15 protein-coding genes and 1 riboswitch are annotated in these 18,635 nt (G+C 48.3%); of the genes, 3 read left to right on the top strand and 12 right to left on the bottom strand.

The window, feature by feature from the left end:
* Positions 1-74: 74 nt before the first annotated feature.
* From BTV99_RS05640 to BTV99_RS05620, 5 genes are all read right to left on the bottom strand, one after another.
* Complete coding sequence (locus tag BTV99_RS05640; protein ID WP_075101393.1) at positions 75-1,178, bottom strand: uroporphyrinogen-III synthase; 1,104 nt, start codon at positions 1,176-1,178, stop codon at positions 75-77.
* 90 nt (positions 1,179-1,268) lie between these two features.
* Positions 1,269-2,303: a hydroxymethylbilane synthase gene (gene hemC, locus BTV99_RS05635; RefSeq protein WP_075101392.1), complete on the bottom strand. Its 1,035-nt coding sequence runs from the start codon at positions 2,301-2,303 to the stop codon at positions 1,269-1,271.
* Between the two features lie 176 nt (positions 2,304-2,479).
* Positions 2,480-3,556, bottom strand: coding sequence for an RNA-guided endonuclease TnpB family protein (locus BTV99_RS05630; RefSeq protein WP_075101391.1), 1,077 nt, complete (start codon positions 3,554-3,556; stop codon positions 2,480-2,482).
* Positions 3,557-3,698: 142 nt separating this feature from the next.
* Positions 3,699-4,436 carry a LytTR family DNA-binding domain-containing protein gene (locus BTV99_RS05625; protein ID WP_075101390.1) on the bottom strand — a complete coding sequence of 246 codons (738 nt, stop codon included), beginning with the start codon at positions 4,434-4,436 and terminating at the stop codon, positions 3,699-3,701.
* A gap of 323 nt (positions 4,437-4,759) precedes the next feature.
* Positions 4,760-5,911, bottom strand: coding sequence for a histidine kinase (locus BTV99_RS05620; RefSeq protein ID WP_075101389.1), 1,152 nt, complete (start codon positions 5,909-5,911; stop codon positions 4,760-4,762).
* A 113-nt stretch (positions 5,912-6,024) separates the two neighbouring features.
* On the opposite strand from BTV99_RS05620, the gene argH reads away from it, so the two are divergent.
* Both argH and BTV99_RS05610 read left to right on the top strand, forming a co-directional pair.
* The gene (argH, locus tag BTV99_RS05615; RefSeq protein ID WP_075101434.1) at positions 6,025-7,398 is read left to right on the top strand and encodes an argininosuccinate lyase; all 1,374 of its coding nucleotides are present in this window, start codon (positions 6,025-6,027) and stop codon (positions 7,396-7,398) included.
* Between the two features lie 305 nt (positions 7,399-7,703).
* Positions 7,704-7,994, top strand: coding sequence for an oxidative damage protection protein (locus tag BTV99_RS05610; protein WP_075101388.1), 291 nt, complete (start codon positions 7,704-7,706; stop codon positions 7,992-7,994).
* Between the two features lie 265 nt (positions 7,995-8,259).
* Here the strand turns inward: BTV99_RS05610 and phoU are convergent, their stop codons facing one another.
* The 5 genes from phoU to pstS all read right to left on the bottom strand — a co-directional run bounded on the left by phoU (position 8,260) and on the right by pstS (position 13,455).
* Entirely contained in the window at positions 8,260-9,048 is a 789-nt protein-coding gene (phoU, locus tag BTV99_RS05605; RefSeq protein ID WP_075101387.1) for a phosphate signaling complex protein PhoU, read from the bottom strand.
* Between the two features lie 98 nt (positions 9,049-9,146).
* Entirely contained in the window at positions 9,147-10,067 is a 921-nt protein-coding gene (pstB, locus tag BTV99_RS05600) for a phosphate ABC transporter ATP-binding protein PstB (protein WP_083608541.1), read from the bottom strand.
* 89 nt (positions 10,068-10,156) lie between these two features.
* Positions 10,157-11,059, bottom strand: a complete 903-nt coding sequence (pstA, locus tag BTV99_RS05595; RefSeq protein ID WP_178377933.1) for a phosphate ABC transporter permease PstA — start codon at positions 11,057-11,059, stop codon at positions 10,157-10,159.
* 66 nt (positions 11,060-11,125) lie between these two features.
* Positions 11,126-12,079, bottom strand: a complete 954-nt coding sequence (gene pstC, locus BTV99_RS05590) for a phosphate ABC transporter permease subunit PstC (RefSeq protein ID WP_075101431.1) — start codon at positions 12,077-12,079, stop codon at positions 11,126-11,128.
* Between the two features lie 209 nt (positions 12,080-12,288).
* The gene (pstS, locus tag BTV99_RS05585) at positions 12,289-13,455 is read right to left on the bottom strand and encodes a phosphate ABC transporter substrate-binding protein PstS (RefSeq protein ID WP_075101386.1); all 1,167 of its coding nucleotides are present in this window, start codon (positions 13,453-13,455) and stop codon (positions 12,289-12,291) included.
* Between the two features lie 272 nt (positions 13,456-13,727).
* A riboswitch (TPP riboswitch) is annotated at positions 13,728-13,844 on the top strand.
* Positions 13,845-14,133: 289 nt separating this feature from the next.
* Between pstS and thiC the strand changes: the two genes are divergently transcribed.
* Positions 14,134-16,119, top strand: coding sequence for a phosphomethylpyrimidine synthase ThiC (gene thiC, locus BTV99_RS05580; protein ID WP_075101385.1), 1,986 nt, complete (start codon positions 14,134-14,136; stop codon positions 16,117-16,119).
* A gap of 113 nt (positions 16,120-16,232) precedes the next feature.
* On the opposite strand, the gene BTV99_RS05575 is transcribed toward thiC, so the two are convergent.
* Together BTV99_RS05575 and BTV99_RS05570 are read right to left on the bottom strand one after the other, a co-directional pair.
* Positions 16,233-17,123, bottom strand: coding sequence for a fructose bisphosphate aldolase (locus BTV99_RS05575; protein ID WP_075101384.1), 891 nt, complete (start codon positions 17,121-17,123; stop codon positions 16,233-16,235).
* Positions 17,124-17,498: 375 nt separating this feature from the next.
* Positions 17,499-18,365 carry a hypothetical protein gene (locus tag BTV99_RS05570; protein WP_075101383.1) on the bottom strand — a complete coding sequence of 289 codons (867 nt, stop codon included), beginning with the start codon at positions 18,363-18,365 and terminating at the stop codon, positions 17,499-17,501.
* Between the last annotated feature and the right edge of the window lie 270 nt (positions 18,366-18,635).

The raw sequence follows: 18,635 nt of genomic DNA, 5'->3' as shown, positions 1-18,635 counted from the left end.
GGGTCATGGTTGTCGCAAGCCGTATAAAACGGGAATAATCATCCTGATGACAAAACAGCCATATCCTAGGCGTATCAAGCACTGATCGCAGCCAGTATGGTGGCTGGTGCTAAATCCTCCACCCGCCAGTAGCTCAGCTGCTCATCGGCCACCATATTGGCCAAGCGCTCACCCAGCACCACATAAGCAAAGTCCGACAGCTTGAGCTTGGGCAACCCATCAGCCCCTGTACTGTCTGCCAATGGCTGCTTTGCAGTATCCTTAGCACTCGTTTCATCAGTTGCTTGTCGCGTACCTTGACTGACCACTTGCCGCCAATGCTCAAAGGCGGTGGCACTACTAATGATAACGACCGGTTTTGACTGTTTGGGTATAGGCTGTGGATGCTGAGCGGTGCTTGGCGCTGCTGGTTCTGCAGGTTCTGCAGGTTCTGGTGCTGATGCTAATGTTGATGATGGAGAGCTAGGCAAAGAAGCGGCCGTAGCAAACTGCTGTAACCACTGATTGTATTGCGTACAGGCCTCATGAGGCATAATACGCTCGTACCAAGCGATGCTATCGATATGGACACCGCGCGCTTGTAACGTGTTAACCAATAAACGGCGGCCACCAAGACCGCGCCATACCAACAGCTTGTCCCCTGCTTGCAAGCTGTCGATCTCTGGCATCGCAAGCATGCCTTCATTATTGGCCACGCGCGGCTGCAGCACGTGATAGCTTGCCGCCTTGATTTTTGCCTCATTTAAGACCGCAGCTGTCGCTTCTCCTACCGCAATCAAGTGACTGGGAGCGCTGAGGGTTTGCAGCTCGGTAGTTTTTTGGCTTTCATCATTTTGGTTATCACCATTCGTCTCAGAGTGCTGGGCATGGCACTCGCGGGCAAGCGCTTGCCAAACCGCTAGTCCCGCTGCTGCTGCCGTAGGACTGACGATGACAAGTGCCTGATAGTCGCCTGCAAACCACTGACGCATCAGCGCCATGTCCGCATCTGTGGTAGGACGCGGCTGTAACGTCAGCATCGGAATCTCTACCACGCTTAGACCCGCAGCTTGTAGGTGCTGCGTCAGCGGAGCGGCACGCTCTACCGGTCTGGTATTGATGACCACGCGCGCAGGCGCTGATGGGGCCGCGCTCTTATGCCGAGCGGTAGATGTTGGATGAGATGAGGTGGATGACATAGACGTACCATGACAAAAATCAAAAGAAATAAAGAAGTCGCAAACCCGTCTTAATTACTGGCTTGGAGTTCAGACAGCGGTATCTGCGTATTATTTGGTATCATAAATCGCTGATAAAATAGCGCCTGCGCCATCTGCAAGTAACATATCAGCCACATCGATACCCAGCTGATTGGCCTGAGTTTCTTGCTCGTCTTGGTTACCAGTTAAGGTAATGCGTTTTTCTGCTTTTAGCAGCTCGCTACCATCGGCCTGCCCCACGCGCCCGCGCAGCCACAATATGTTGCCGTCGTCATTGTTGCCATTTTCGGTATTTTTCGCACGATCGTCTTCGGTCTCGTCTGCCATTTGCAAGACCGCATAGGCTGCGATCGGTACCTGACAGCCGCCTTCTAAATGACGATTGAGGGCTCGCTCAGCAATCAGGCGAATACGCGCTTTATTATCATTTAGCGGTGCCAATAGCTGCAATACTGCATCATCGCCCTCGCGGCACTCAATCGCCAACGCTCCTTGCCCAACCGCAGGCAGACAAGCATCGATATCCAGCTCACCGCGAATACGCTCGTCCAGCTCAATACGCTGCAAACCACTGGTGGCCAAAATAATCGCGTCATACTCGCCTGCGTCCAATTTGCTCAAACGGGTACCAACGTTACCACGCAGGGTTTTGATTTGTAGATCTGGGCGATAAGCCTTGATTTGACACTGACGGCGCAAGCTTGAGGTGCCAACGATAGCGCCTTGCGGCAACGCATCGATACTATCGTATGTATTGGATACAAACGCATCGGTCGGGGCGGCGCGCTTGCAGTACACCCCCAACGTCAAGCCTTCAGGCAGCTGCATGGGCACATCTTTTAGCGAATGCACGGCGATATCTGCGTCTTTATTATAAAGCGCTTGCTCAAGCTCTTTGACAAACAAACCCTTGCCGCCAATTTTTGCCAGTGGCGTGTCCAAAATTTTGTCACCCTTAGTGACGATTTTTAGCAAATTAATCGTCATCTCAGGATATAGCGCCAACAGACGATCGCGGATATGCTCAGCTTGCCATAAGGCTAATGGGCTTTGGCGCGTGGCGATGTTTAAGGTAGTCAAAGCAGGTTGCTGCAGATTGCTCATAAAAGGCCTCAATAAGTTTGATATACAATATCAGTGCGAATCATCTCTATATGAAACGATACGGTCAATTTGCCACAAAAATGGGCGCTATCACTCGTTGATAGTAAACGCTGACGCAAAAAAATACCCCTATTTAAGCTTGACTTCCTCCCCTCCCTAAACGGAGGGGATTCCTACTAAAGACGGCCAAGCCCGACCGCGAGAATGTTTTTTGCTCCATTAACATCTCTGTTATGGGTCGTTTTACAAGAACGACAAAACCATACTCTTATACCAAGACCTTCTCTACCTTTCGGACTGTCTTGGCGGGAGCCGCAACACGAGCAGGTTTGGGTGCTGTACGCTTCATTGACTTCGATATAGTGGCAACCTGCGTTCGCGCATTTGTAGTCCAGTTGCCGCTTAATCTCAAACCAACCAGCATCATAGACGGATTTGGCCAGTTTGGATGAAGTGAATGATGTTGATTTGATTTTACCAACAACGATTAAGCTGTTGGCCTTAACAAGCTTTGATGTGAATTTATGGATTAAGTCTTGACGGGTGTTTTTGATCTTGGCGTGAATGGCCTTGACCCGTTTTTTGTTTTTAGCACGTTGGGCAATGGCCAGTTTTTCAGCATATTGATGCGTGACTTTGATTTGTAACTGATCACCATCACTACTGACTGCTGAATCCTTACAGCCTAGATCAATACCGACTTGACCCGTGCCGCACTTAATCTTTGGAAGTTCTTTGACGGTGATACAGGCGTACCAGTGACCACGATTGTCTTGTACCAATTCGCAAGTGTTGATGTTGTAGAGCGAGAGGTTATAGCTGTCCCATAGATCTATAGTAAGTTTTTTGCCTTTAGCGAGGCTTAGCTGAATAGTAGATTTAAGGCTTTTCTTGCCTGACTGACGGGTTGAAAGGTGTTTTATGGCTGTCTTTTTAAAAGGAATCCAGCCCAAACTTCTTCTCTTGGCTTTTGGGTTGTTGGTACGCCAGTTGAGTTTGGCTTTTTTGAATTGTTTACGAGCCTTGGCATGGGTTTCAGAGATGGCTTGTAGGGTTTGGCTGTGCAGATTTAGATATTCGCCACTACCTTTGGTATAAGCTGCCAAATCATAGGCTGAAAAGAATTGACCTGTACGCTTAAGATGTTTAAAACTAAGCTCATTGACGTAATTCCAGACAAAGTTAACCGCCCCAGCCAAGATATTGAGCTGAGCGGCGTGTTTGTCTTTGATGCGTAGTTTGAGCGTTTTCATGGAATCATTATGATCTTAATGCAGTTGGTTATCAAGGTGTTCACAATATTGTACGACAACGACTGACACCTGATATCCACGCCCTAGAAGAATGTAGATATCAGGCGCTGGTTGATAAAAACAGTCAGTTACAGATAGCGCTTTACATGCTTTGGATTTTATCGCGTAACGCTGGCAGGTGGCGACGACTCACCGCCAATGTCTCATCAATGCCTTTAAAGCGCACTTGATATTGTCCGGCATCCAAGGTTTCTAAGTAGTCCAAAAAGCTCAGATTGATAATGGCATTGCGATGGACGCGGAACAACCGGTCTTCAAACTCTTGCTCAAGCTCTTTTAGTGTCTCATCAATCAATACGATACCACCCTTGTGACGGACTTTGACGTATTTTTGATCGGCAGTAAAGTAGTAGATATCTGTGAGCTTAATCAATTCGACGCCGCGATGGGTACGAGCGGCGATATGCTCACGTATTGGCCGCGCTGCCGGGTCTTCAAGCTTACGGATTTCGTTGAGCTGGGCGGCGTTTAGATTTTTGGCTTTATTTAGCGCCTCCAGCAGCTCGTCTTTGTTGGCAGGTTTGAGCAAATAGCCGATGGCATTAGCCTTGAGAGCAGCAATGGCATAGTGATCGTAGGCGGTGACAAAGATAATGGCTGGCGGATGCTCAAGCTCGTTCAGCGCTTGTGCACAGCGCACCCCATCCATCTCGGGCATACGAATGTCTAGTAATATGATATCTGGCTGCTGGGTTTTGACAGCGACAATGGCTTCTGCCCCTGTCGTGGCTTGTGCCACCACCTGATGGCCTGACTCTTGTACAATTCTGACCAAACGCTCGCGCGCCAATGGCTCATCATCGCAGACTACGATCCGCATGCAAACTCCTGTTTTAGGACATACTTAATACGATTTAGTGAAATAATTCATCAACCTACTATCAATAATAACACTAACACCCAAGGACTTAGCATAAAAAAATGTTTGATTATTGCAGGTGTTTTAAACATTTAATGTAGGTCTGGCCGCGCTTATTTATCGGTCAAATATATAGTAGATATTGACGATTATCGTGCCGATTATAAACAGTACGGTGCAATAACTGTGCCATATTTTATATTAATCGTATTAAACAAAAGTTTGTATTAGTAATAGGTGGCTATTGATAATCGCTAGCTTACAGATAGCTAGATGACAGACCACTATATCCCGACGTCTTGTAGCGGATAATCAATCAAGGTAATGATTTGGCTGTTGGTCACTTTGCTTCTGATATCGGCGCTTTGGCCAAAGTACGAACGCAGACGCTCTGCTTGGATATAAAAATTCATGTGCTGGCGCAAGTCATGATTGATCATCAAAGTTTTTTTGGGGAGCTGGACGCTGATGGTGATGCTGACGCGGTGCTCATACCAAGTGACTTTGATATGAATAAAAATCGTCTCTGTGGTCATCTCCACCACGTTAAGGAGCATTTTTTCTAACACACTTTGCAGCGTCAAAGCGGTGATGACCATGTCATACATGATGTTTTCATCTGGCAGTTGCCATGTGACATCGAGCTTGTCAGATAGCCGGCTAGACTCGATGGCCAAATAGTGCTCACACAAAGCGATTTCTTCTTCAAAGCTGATCTCACGCGCGCCACTAAAGCTGGCGCGAAACAGCGCTGAAACGTGCTGTAGTAACTGGGAGGCGCGCGCTGGATTGGACTCAATCAGCGACACCAGTGTGTTGATAGTATTAAAGAAAAAATGCGGCGTGATACGGGCTTTGATTAAGTCGTTTTGGGCGTTTAGTTTGTGCTCAAAGGATTGATTAAGGGCATTCATCTCACGATAACGACGCAAAAAGTACAACAAAAACACCAAGGTAAAACCGCCTGCAAGGATTAAGTCAAAAATCACTTCTAACACGAAGTTTTGTAGGCTGTATTCGTGCCAGCCCATGTTTATCATGACCAGCAAGACCAGTGCCATAGAGACAGCAGAGGCCAGCATAAGGATGGCGAGCACATACATACTGACCTTGGGTATGCTCATGCTCTTAAAAACAGGGCGCAGATAATCGATGATATATAAAGAAGGGATGATGCTTAAGGTGTTTTGTATCACTCGGCTGCCAAACTTGATTATAAAGTCAGACCAAGTAGCTAGGTCATGGCGGTCGATCACCGTCACAAACAGCGACCAAAAAAAGATATAAATCAGCCACTGCCAAGGCTTCATGACTTCCATGAGCTTGGGGATAAAAAACTCTAAGCGCTCCGCTAGTAAGGCAACATCATCATTTGCTATACTTGAGTTCTTATTCTCTTGACTTGTCTTGTATCGATATGAACGCCAACTCTTCAAACCCTAGTAATCCTGAATTAAATAAAAACGTGTCAGTCTCTGATTCTAGCACAGATGACTCTACAACAAATAACGCGGCGCAAAACAGTCCTGCCAGCGCGCCAGGCCAGCAGATGTGGGGCGGACGCTTTAGTGAAGCGACAGACAGCTTCGTTGCTGCATTTACCGCTTCAGTCGGCTTTGATCAACGCTTTGCCCGACATGATATCCAAGGCTCTATCGCTCATGCGACCATGCTCAAAGAATGCGGGATTTTGACCGCTGATGAAGTGGCGACCATCATCGATGGTCTACAGCAGGTATTAGCTGAGATCGAAGCAGGCGAGTTTAATTGGTCTATCACCCTAGAAGACGTACACATGAACGTCGAGTCACGTCTGACTGATATCGTCGGCGCGGTGGGCAAAAAACTACACACTGGCCGTAGCCGTAACGATCAGGTGGCCACCGATATCCGCCTGTGGCTACGCGAAGAAACCGACAACATCATCGCGCTGTTGGTGCGTTTGCAAAACGGCTTGCTGGATTTGGCCGAGCAGCATACGGACACCATCATGCCAGGCTTTACGCATCTACAAACCGCGCAGCCTGTCAGCTTTGGCCATCACGTGATGGCATGGTTTGAGATGCTCTACCGCGATACCGAGCGCCTCGTCGACGCCCGTCGCCGTATCAATCAGATGCCACTTGGTAGTGCCGCGCTCGCTGGTACGACCTTTCCGATTGACCGTACCATCACCGCTAGACTGCTAGGGTTTGATGGCATTTGCCAAAACTCACTCGATGCGGTCTCAGACCGAGATTTTGCCATTGAGTTTACCTCAGCGGCCTCTATCCTTATGATGCATATGTCGCGTATGAGTGAAGAGATTATCCTATGGATGTCGGCGCAGTTTAACTTTGTACAGATACCCGATCGCTTCTGTACTGGCTCATCGATCATGCCGCAAAAGAAAAACCCTGACGTGCCAGAGCTGGTACGCGGTAAAGCGGCGCGGGTCTTTGGTCAATTAATGACATTGTTAAGTCTGATGAAAAGCCAACCGCTTGCGTATAATAAAGACAATCAAGAAGACAAAGAGCCGTTATTTGACTGCGTCGATACCTTGACAGGTTCGCTACTGGCATTCGCTGATATGCTACCAAACATCACACCAAATAAAGACAGTATGCGTCAAGCGACCATGAAGGGCTATGCGACAGCGACTGATTTGGCAGATTATCTAGTACGTCAAGGCGTGGCATTCCGTGATGCCCATGAAGTGGTCGGCAACGCTGTGGCTTTAGGCATCAAAGAAGGCGTTGATTTAAGTGACTTGTCATTGGCGCAGCTTCAGCAATTTAGCGACGCCATCGGCGATGACGTCTTTGATTACTTAACGCTAGAGGGCTCACTCGCCGCCCGTGATCATCTGGGTGGTACCGCGCCCAATCAGGTCAAGCAAGCGGTGGTTAATGGACGCGCGCGCTTAAAAGCTTTTGCATAATTTGCATAAACAGAGACATGATATTTCGACGCAGAACGGGTATAAACTTTCCTTATGGGCTGTGCCTACGCGGACAGATGCTGCGTAAAACTCACCCCAGTCTCTCTGTATCGTTTTTATCCTGAACTCACTATACAACACCCGCGCCTAGCACTTATGACTTAGCGCGGGTTTTTTTTGTCATCACATCGCCAAAACTTTCATCAAACCGCTTGGCTGTTACCGTCTATACACCCGATAGCCTTTGCTAAATTTACTCAGATCGTTATCATAGGGTGATATTCATATTTTATAAGGAGCCTCTAATGACTGAGACTTTTAACCCGCAAGCCAATACCGTGTTTTGCCGCAAATACAAGCAAGAGCTACCAAAAATGCCGCATCCACCCTTCCCCAATCAAAAAGGCAAAGAGCTACAAGAAACAGTCTCTGACAAAGCGTGGAAAGAGTGGCTGGAGCAGCAAACCATGCTAATCAACGAAAACCATCTAAGCATGATGGACCCTGAGGCCAAAAAGTTTTTGACTGAGCAGCGTGAGAAGTTTTTGGACAACGAGGATTATGAGCGCGCGCAGGGCTGGACACCAGAAAAATAAAAACTCGGCATTACTTTTATACTTATACCAGTATAGTTAGCTGAATGTAAAAGTGTTATGGATTTAAACGCGCTACTGGTGTAAATTTTACTTGCGTGCTGCGTTCCCAGAGGCTGCGCAAAATTCATCCCAGTAGCGCTATGACATTTTTAGAGTGTATCGACTATATGTTAAATATTAGAACGCGCTATCTTTAAATAGCGCGTTCTTTTAGTGCACACTTAGTGCACACAAGGTAGGATTTTTATAAATTCCCTTATCACCTTTAATCCGTATCTGGCAATCCAACGTCCGTGGTTGACATGTTCGCTGACATTGCGCCAACGTGACGTGCCGCCATCCGATCATTGGCTTCTTGTACCGCTTTTTCGACCAGTGCATAGTCTGAGTGGCGTACATCTTGGCCGCTGATATAGTTGATGACCAGCTCAGCGATGTTTTGCGCATGATCTCCAATCCGCTCGAGCGCGCGCAACACCCACACGATATTGATGACCTTGGAGACGTGGCGCGCATCTTCCATGATATAAGTCATCAAGGCACGCATCGCTGATTGATACTCTTCATTGACCACATCATCATTGCGCATCACCTCAAACGCCTGCTCAGCATTGGACTGACTAAAGGCCTCTAGCGCATTGTGCAGCATCAGACGTACTTGATTGCTCAGATGCTGCACTTCGGCATAGCCATACGCTGACTTGCCTTGGGCGGCGAGCTTATTGGCCATTTTGGCGATTTTGACCGCTTCATCACCGATGCGCTCCAGATCCACCACGCCTTTACTGATGGACATCACCAAACGCAAGTCACCGGCCGCAGGCTGGCGCTTGGCGACCAATAACAAGATATGCTCATCGAGCTCGACCTCCTGCCGATTGATATCAAAATCCATCTCGATGACTTCTTGCGCCAGTGTGTCATCCTTGTCGATAAGGGCGTGAATGGCTTTGGCAACTTGGCTGGCTGCATGGTCGCCCATCACCAAAAACAGACGAATGGCTTCATCCAAATCTTGATCAAAACTTTTGGAGATATGCTTGTCACTTTGCATAAGAGGTATTCCCTGAATATCTGTATATTGATGGCGTGCTGCTGGCATGGCTGTATTTTCGTTCTTGAAGACTAACGATAGTTTTAATCTGTACAGCATTAGCCATAACGACCCGTAATATAATCTTCCGTGGCTTTTTGCGCCGGTGTGGTAAATATCTGATCGGTCTCGCCCATCTCCACCATATCGCCCAGATACATATAGACCGTGTAGTCTGAGACGCGCGCCGCCTGCTGCATGTTGTGAGTGACGATGGCGATGGTGTAGTCTTTTTTTAAGTCTTCAATCAAATCCTCAATGGCGCCCGTCGAGAGTGGGTCAAGTGCCGAAGTTGGCTCATCGAGCAGTAGCACTTCAGGCTTGGTAGCGACACTACGGGCGATACACAGACGCTGCTGCTGCCCGCCTGATAGCGACAAACCTGAGGCTTTGAGCTTGTCTTTTACCTCCGGCCATAGTGCCGATTTTTTTAGCGCCCATTCCACCCGATTGTCCAGCTCAGCTTTGCTTAGTCTTTCATAAAGACGCACACCAAAGGCGACATTGTCATAGATAGACATCGGAAACGGCGTCGGCTTTTGAAAGACCATACCGACCTGCGCGCGTAGCAAATTGACATCGATGTCTTTGCCTAAGATATTTTTGCCATCGAGGTTGATACTGCCTTCTGCACGCATGCCAGGATATAAATCATACATACGGTTAAAAGTACGGAGCAGGGTTGACTTGCCGCAACCTGACGGGCCGATAAAGGCGGTGACTTTTTTATCAGGAATGTCGATATTGATGTTTTTTAGCGCCTGAAACTCCCCGTAATAAAAGCTTAAATCACGAATTTGCATCTTCGCTGCTGGCATGTCTTTGGGAATATCATGCAGTGTTTGCTTGGTTAAGTTTGCCGAATTTGGCTGCGACAGTTGCGTGGGCGTCGCCATCGATCTATGTAGTAAGCTGGCTGTGGTCGTATCAAAGTTGCTGCTATCTGCTGTGCTACGCGTTTTGCTGATGACGTCATTCATAATGTTATCCAACCTAGCTTGATGAATATAAATTTAAGTAAATGCTGTATGTAAAGTGATTTGGCGGTAGGCGTTATCGACTCTGGCTGCTATTTGCTGGAGCTGCGACCACCGATAAACCTTGCCAATACATTTAGTACCAGTACCGAAGCGGTAATCAGCAATGCAGCGGCCCATGCAAGTGCATGCCAGTTGTCATAAGGGCTCATGGCAAACTGGTAGATAGTATTTGGTAAGTTAGCAATCGGCTGGCCCATATCGGTACTAAAGTATTGATTATTCAATGCCGTAAATAGCAATGGCGCGGTCTCACCGGTGATTCTGGCAAAGGCTAATAGCACACCGGTGGTCAGCCCCGCTCGAGCCGCCTTAATCGTCACTTGCGTGACCATCTTCCACTTCGGCGTGCCCAGTGCATAGGCCGCTTCACGAATGCTATTGGGCACCAGATTGAGCATGTTTTCTGTCGTGCGTACCACCACTGGCACCACAATCAGTGCCAATGCTAGTGCACCCGCCCACCCAGAGAAGCTTTGACCTTTGACCATCAGCGCATAAATAAACAGACCAATGACAATCGATGGAGCAGAGAGCAAAATATCATTTAAAAAGCGCGTCACTTTGCCAAGCAGGCTGCCTTGCGCAAATTCAGACAAATAAATCCCTGTCATCAGGCCAATGGGCGCACCGATAAACAATCCTGAAAACGCCAACATCACCGAACCGACAATGGCGTTACGTAGGCCGCCTTCGCTCATCGGCGGCGGGGTATCGGCGGTAAAGATAGGCATCTGTATCATGCCCTGAAAGCCTTCGACAAACAGCGTCACCAATATCCAAAACAGCCAAATCAAGCCAAATACCATCGCCGACATGGCAAAACCCAAACCCAGCTTATTGGCCCAGCGCCGTTTGTTATAAAGGCGCTTGTCGTAGCGGCTATCAAAGCCAGTCTGCGCAGGTAACGCTGAGTGCATCGCATTAGTAGGCATAAAACTCATTTCCCATATTTTCATCAGTACCAATAATCATCAAAACCTATCAAATCAATCGAATCATTAGCGGTTGCCTGCTTTTTGGTCCATACGCATTAGCATGAGCTTAGCCAGCGACAGCACAATAAAGGTGATGATAAATAGTATGAGGCCAAGGTGCAGCAGCGAGGCCAAATGCAGCTCACTGGATGCTTCGGCAAACTCATTGGCCAGTGCTGAGGTAATGGTGACGCCAGAGGTAAACAGACTTGGACTGATATTAAAGGCGTTACCAATAAGGAAGGTCACGGCCATGGTCTCGCCCAGCGCCCGACCCAGTCCCAAGATGACACCACCGACCACGCCTGCCTTGGTATAGGGCAAGATAATCTTAAACATCACTTCCCAAGTGGTCGCACCCATGCCATAAGCCGATTCTTTGAGCAGGTCTGGCACGACAGAGAAAACATCACGCATGGTAGCTGCAATAAAAGGAATGATCATAATGGCAAGCACTAGTGAAGCGGTAAACATACCGAGACCCATTGGCGCACCGGTAAACAGCTTACCGATGATAGGCAAAGGGCCAACGTGTTCGATAAACCACGGCTGAATGTGATCGCCAAAAAACGGCGCAAAGACGAACAGCCCCCACATACCGTAGATGATAGAGGGAATACCTGCCAGCAGCTCAATGGCGATGCCGAGAGGCTTTTTTAAGAAATTCGGACACATCTCGGTCAAAAATATGGCAATGCCAAAGCTGACGGGTACAGCGATTAAAATAGCAATAAACGACGTCACCAGCGTGCCATAGATCGGCGCCAGCGCACCGTACTCATTGGCAACCGTGTCCCAGTTGTTACTGGTATAAAACCCGAGACCAAATGCTTGAATACTCGGCCAAGCGCCAATGATCAAAGAGAGCAAAATACCGCCCAATGATAGCAGCACGAGGATAGCAAATGCCTTGGTGGCATTGACAAATAGTGCATCGTAACGTTTTTGTTTTGCCAGTTGCGACCTTAAATCATTCATAAGTGTCTCAGCATTAAATAATATTAAATCAAAATCTTGAAAAGACTCATCAGGTCTTATCACAGCAAACGAAACCTTAATAAAGGGTGCTATTAACGGTAATGGATGACGCAACTTTTGAATTTGTTGTGATAAAACCTTTGAGACAACCACCGGAGAATAGGTGTCTCAAAGGGGCTTACAAGTACTGCTATACATATATAGACAAACTACTGAGCTGGAGTGTAGACAGGCTGTCCATCATGGCCTTTGACCTCATTCCACTTGTCTTTAAACAGTGCCACTGCGGTATCAGAGAAAGGCACATAATCAAGCGCCATGGCACTATCATCACCTTGGGCATACGCCCAATCAAAGAAGTTCAACACGCCAGCCACTTGCTGCGGGTTTTCTGGCTGCTTATGTACCAAGATAAAGGTGGCAGCGGCGATGGGCCACGCTTGCTCGGTCTCAGAGTTGGTGATGACTTTATAAAAGCCTGCTTGCTGTGACCAATCGATATCACCTGCCGCAGCAAAGGTCTCAGCAGATGGCTGCACGAAGTTGCCCGCCGCGTTTTTGAGGGCAGCGTGCGCCATGTTGTTTTGCTTGGCGTAAGCATACTCGACGTAGCCGATAGCGTTTTTCATGCGGTTGACGTAGCTTGATACGCCCTCGTTGCCTTTGCCGCCTGCCCCTGTGGCAGAGGTTGGCCATTTGACGGTTTTATCGACACCCACGCTGTTTTTCCAGTCAGTTGAAACCTTCGCCAAATAATCGGTAAAGTTAAAGGTCGTGCCTGAGCCATCTGAGCGAAACACGGTGGTAATGGCAGCATCTGGCAGGGTCAAATCTGGGTTCAAGGCGGTGATGGCAGGGTCATTCCATTTGCTAATCTTACCCAGATAAATATCGGCTAAGGTTGCGCCGTCCAGCTTTAGCTCACCTGGCCCCACGCCATCGATATTGACAATCGGTACCACACCACCGATAACGGTCGGAAACTGAATAAGGCCTGCCGCGTCCAGCTCTTCAGGGGTCATCGGGGCGTCAGATGCGCCAAAGTCGACGGTTTTTGCTTGGATTTGTTTGATACCGCCTGAGGAGCCGATAGACTGATAGTTGACCTGACCGCCAGTCGCGGCATTATAGTCATAGGACCATTTGGCATAGATAGGCTGCGGGAACGACGCGCCCGCACCAGTGATGTTCATGGCGATGTTTTCAGCTGATTTAAAATCGCTTGCTGGAGAGGATGTCGCTGTGTTGGTGGTTTCGGCCACTGTCGCCGCGCTGGTGTCACTCTGCGCTGCTGACTCTGCGGTGTCGGTGGATTTATTACAAGCGGTGAGTACTAAGGTGCAACTAACGGCGACTGCCAATAACGAATAACGCATGTAGGACTCCTAAAGTTTGACAACGATTGAACAAAGCATGATTGGTGACATGTGTGACATCTTGACAAGTTTTTATGACAGTTTGATGACAACCGCCCAACTCTTTTATGTGCGTGACAAATAGGGTCAAATCAGTCGGCGCTTGAGGCTAACACTCATTAGCCTGCGTGTCATAACTCACGGTATTTTGCACACGTTGACTGACATACCGATGGTCAAACACCAGTAGCCCTCATGGCAGAAGTTTGTTAGTATGAGACTGATTTACAACACTGACAGACTCGGGGTGCGGTGTACGAATGGCTGACTGCCTTTGTACATTCGCTGAGAGATCACCCGCCGAACCTGATGCGGTTAGTACCGACGCAGGGAAGTCTTCAGCACTTTATTATGTATGGCAAAGACGGGCAGAAATGCCTTGTTATCCTCATGACTGTTAGCCTAAATACCCGCTTGGTGGTGCTAAGCTTTATAGGGTTAAGTAGTGCTCAATAATGATGAGGGATACCAAGCGTCGCTTACAGGTTGATGACATCCTCCGCGAAGGCAGGTTTTCGCGATGATAGATTTGACAGCCAGTAACGACGACGCAGAAAAAATTGTCTAGATGATAAGTGCTACCCCCGCAGCTTCTGGCGGTGTTGCTTTTATTCAAAAACCAACACGCTAGGACAGCATATGACAACCTCAACCCTACCTCCAAAGACCCAGAAAAACGCCTCTGACAAAAAAGCTGACGCGCTAAAAACCCCTGCGCACCGTAGCGCCAAAGACACGCGCTTTGAAGAAGACGCGCGCGACCTACACCGCATTCTCCCCGCCTCGCAAAAAGTCTATATCGAAGGCTCTAGACCTGATATTCAAGTGCCGATGCGCAAGATTACGCTGGATCCCACGCCTATTCAGGGCGTTGATGAGTCCGACTGGGAGCAAAACCCGCCTTTTTATGTTTATGACACCTCAGGCGTCTATACCGACCCTGATGCCCAAATTGACCTAACCCGCGGCTTGCCCAAACTGCGCGAGGGCTGGATAGCCGAGCGCGGTGATACAGAGCAGCTAAGCGGTTTGTCCAGCTCATACGGGCAAGCGCGTGCGCGTGATATCACCACAGCCAATCTACGGTTTGCCCATATCGATAAGCCGCGCCGCGCCAAAAAAGTCAATGGTAAAGCAGGCAATGTCACCCAGATGCACTATGCGCGCCGCGGTATCATCACCCCTGAGATGGAATATATCGCCATTCGTGAGACGCAAAAGCAGCATGAGCTGACCGATATGCGTCAGCATGACGGCGAAAGCTTTGGTGCCAACACCCCAAAAATCATCACCCCTGAGTTTGTACGTAGCGAGGTCGCGGCCGGTCGCGCCATCATCCCGAATAATATCAATCACCCTGAGTCTGAGCCGATGATTATCGGGCGTAATTTTTTGGTAAAGATTAACGCCAATATCGGTAACTCAGCGCTCGGCTCCTCTATCGATGAAGAAGTCTCGAAGATGACATGGGCGACGCGCTGGGGCGCAGATACCATCATGGATTTGTCGACAGGCAATCATATCCACGAGACCCGTGAATGGCTGATTCGTAACTCGCCTGTGCCCATCGGTACGGTACCGATTTATCAAGCATTAGAAAAAGTCGACGGCATCGCCGAAGACCTAACGTGGGAGATATTTCGCGATACACTTATCGAGCAAGCTGAACAAGGCGTTGATTACTTTACCATTCATGCAGGCGTGCTGCTGCGCTATGTGCCACTGACGGCCAATCGCTTGACAGGTATCGTCTCGCGTGGCGGCTCGATCATGGCGCAGTGGTGCCTTGCCCATCATACAGAGAGTTTTTTATACACGCATTTTGAAGAGATTTGTGAGATCATGAAGCAGTACGATGTGGCTTTTAGTCTAGGCGATGGTCTGCGTCCTGGCTGCTTGCAAGATGCTAATGACGAAGCGCAGTTCGGTGAGCTGCGCACGCTTGGTGAGCTGACAAAAATCGCATGGCAGCACGATGTACAGGTGATGATCGAAGGCCCCGGACATGTGGCGATGAACCGCATCAAAGAAAATATGGACTTGCAGCTAGAGACTTGCAGCGATGCGCCGTTTTATACTTTAGGGCCGCTGACCACCGATATCGCACCCGGTTATGACCATATCACCAGTGCTATCGGTGCGGCGATGATTGGCTGGTTTGGCACCGCCATGCTCTGTTATGTGACACCAAAAGAGCATTTAGGACTGCCGAATAAAAAGGATGTGAAAGACGGTATTATCACGTATAAAATCGCCGCGCATGCTGCTGATCTCGCCAAGGGCCACCCAGGCGCGCAAGCTCGCGATAATGCCTTGTCCAAAGCGCGCTTTGAGTTCCGCTGGGATGATCAGTTTAATCTGGCACTCGATCCTGATACCGCCCGCGAATACCACGATGAAACGCTGCCAAAAGACGCGCATAAATCGGCACACTTTTGCTCGATGTGTGGGCCTAAGTTTTGCTCGATGAAAATCACCCAAAACGTCCGTGAGTACGCCAAGGGTTTGGATGCGGCAGAAAGCTTAGGCACAGAAGCGATGAGTGCAGCTGATATTGAACAAGGCATGCAAGAGATGACTGAAAAATATCATAGCGAGGGTCGACAGCTGTATAAAGAGGTATAACTTCTCTAATTTGACAGCTGTATATTTAATTACTTTATATAGCAAAAAGCTCGCTTCTACATGCATAAGAAGCGAGCTTTTTTATGATAAGTATTTCTTGGCCAAAGAGCTGTTTACACATTTGAGGCCTGATAGATCTCTGCAATCGAGGCATTCATGGTATCAGCAAACTCTTTATCGCTTTGTTGTTTGCTCAACCCTTCGGTAAACGCGCGTGAGAAGCTGGCAATCATACCAGGATTTTGCTTAAGCTTTTCGCAGGCCTCACGACGACTATAACCGCCAGACAATGCCACGACTTTGAGCACTTTTGGATGATCGATCAGCTCTTGATAGAATCCGCCGTCGGTGGGCAAGGTTAGTTTGAGCATCACTTGATGGTCGTCATTTAGACGCTCAAGGTTACGCAAAATATCCGCTTTGAGTATCACTTCACACTCATGCTTTTGGGCGCTATCGATATTAACCTCAGGCTCTACGATAGGCATAAAGCCTTTGGAGAGGATTTGCTTAGCCACATCAAACTGCTGCTGTACCACCAGCTCAATCCCATCGACACTTGGCTCATAAATGACTGAGCGCATTTTGGTGCCAAATACCGGATAGTTTTTGGCTTTATCCAGTAGCGCGTCTAGCTCTGGCATCGGGCGCATGACTTGTACGCCGCTCATTTGCTCGGCCAAACCCTTATCCACCTTCAAAAACGGCACGATGTTTTTATCTTCCCACAGATAGTTTGCCGTTGGCTTGCCATTGACCGCACGCTCCATGGTGTCTTCAAATAAAATCGCCCCCAGCACGCGCTCGTTATCAAAGCAGTCGCAGGTCATGATGCGTGCGCGCATCTCGTGCACCAGACCAAACATCGCGTCATCATTGTCATAGGCATCGCTGCTGATGCCGTAGTTTTCTAGGGCTTTTGGTGTGCTGCCGCCGCTTTGATCAAGCGCGGCGATAAACCCTGAACCATCCTTTATACGCTGTCGTTGTTTTTGGTATTCCATTGAAAAGGTATCCTATTTTTATTGATTGAAACCAAACATCACCAGTCGACTCAATCTATATGAGCCTTGCTATTTGTAGATAACCTTACCATAGGATGCTTTATCTGCCTATATAGGATGCGTGACAGCGCCGCCAATTTTTATGATATATCAGTTAAAAATAGCCAGTTGAAAATAAAACGGTTATATAAACTTAAACGCGCTACTGGTATAAATTTTACTGGCGTGCGGCGTTCTCAGAGGCTGCGCAACTTACGTTTGAAAACAGCATCCCAGTAGCGCCATGCTCTTTTAAAGTGCATCGACTATAAATATAAGAGTTTTATGCCAAATCATGTACACCAAAGCCTTACATCAAACTCTTATGCCAAAACCTTATGCCAAAAACAGTACCGCCACACAGCCAATCGCCAGCAGCAAGCCTAGCACATTGATACGACCGAGCCGCTCTTTAAACACAGCCACACCGATGAGCGTTGCGACGGCGATGACCCCGACGTTCATCCCAGTAAAGACAATACTAGGAGAGTCGGACAATACTTGGTGGGCGCGCACATACGCATAGATATTGCCCATGTTTAGAGTGCCCAGTAATAGCCCTGCTGCCAAGGCACTACCCTGCCAACGCACGCGTGTCACAAGCAAATAAATCAGCAATAACAATCCTGCGACGCCAAAGCTGACAAACAGCGTCAGTGGAAAGGCCGTGCCTTGTTTGGCGACTTGTTTAAACAAGATATCGACGATGCCATAGCCTGCCCATACGCCAAATAGCCATAGCGGGGTACGCGCGGCGGGCGGGCTTATACTAGCGTGCTCGCCGCTGCCGGTATGTTTGGGCCGGTAAACCAAAGCCCCCAACGCCAAAAACCCTAAGACCAGACCAAGCACTCGCGTACCCGTCAGCACCTCACCAAATAATAAAAAAGCAGCGATAATGGGAATAATCAACGACAAACGCTGGGCGGCATCGGTTGCGACCATGCCGACCGATACAATCGCACGGCCCAAGATAATAAAAACCGTCGGCAGCAGTATCCCAAGCGCCAGAATGATGCCCCAAGCGTTGCCAAGCGTGCTTATACCGCTGACATCTGGCGTTAATAAAAACCATGTCAGTAAAAAAGCCACAGGATAACCTGCGACGATGGTCTGGCGAATATCGATATTTTTTTGCCGCAGGATTTTGAGCAGTACCGAGACGGCCACACTGCACAGTACTGCTACCACCAAATACATCATAATCCCTACCTCTATCCTTTATTCATGTCAGAGCAACATCGCGCGTCAGCAATATGCAAAGCCATAGCAAACAATACAAAAACCATAAAACGTAACAAAATATTTCCAATACAACAATGGCTTTTTGGTGTTTTATTGTGCTGATATTCATGGCATCTATATGCACGCAATTACAATTAGCCTGCAGGTCTGACAGGGAATTTTGCTAAAATAGCCAGCACTCCCAATCACAAAGTAAAGATTCAAAATAACGACCGTCATCGTTTGTTT

The sequence above is a fragment of the Psychrobacter sp. Rd 27.2 genome, from assembly GCF_001921755.1.
Taxonomy (GTDB): domain Bacteria; phylum Pseudomonadota; class Gammaproteobacteria; order Pseudomonadales; family Moraxellaceae; genus Psychrobacter; species Psychrobacter celer.
This window is presented reverse-complemented; position numbering and strand designations above follow the sequence as displayed.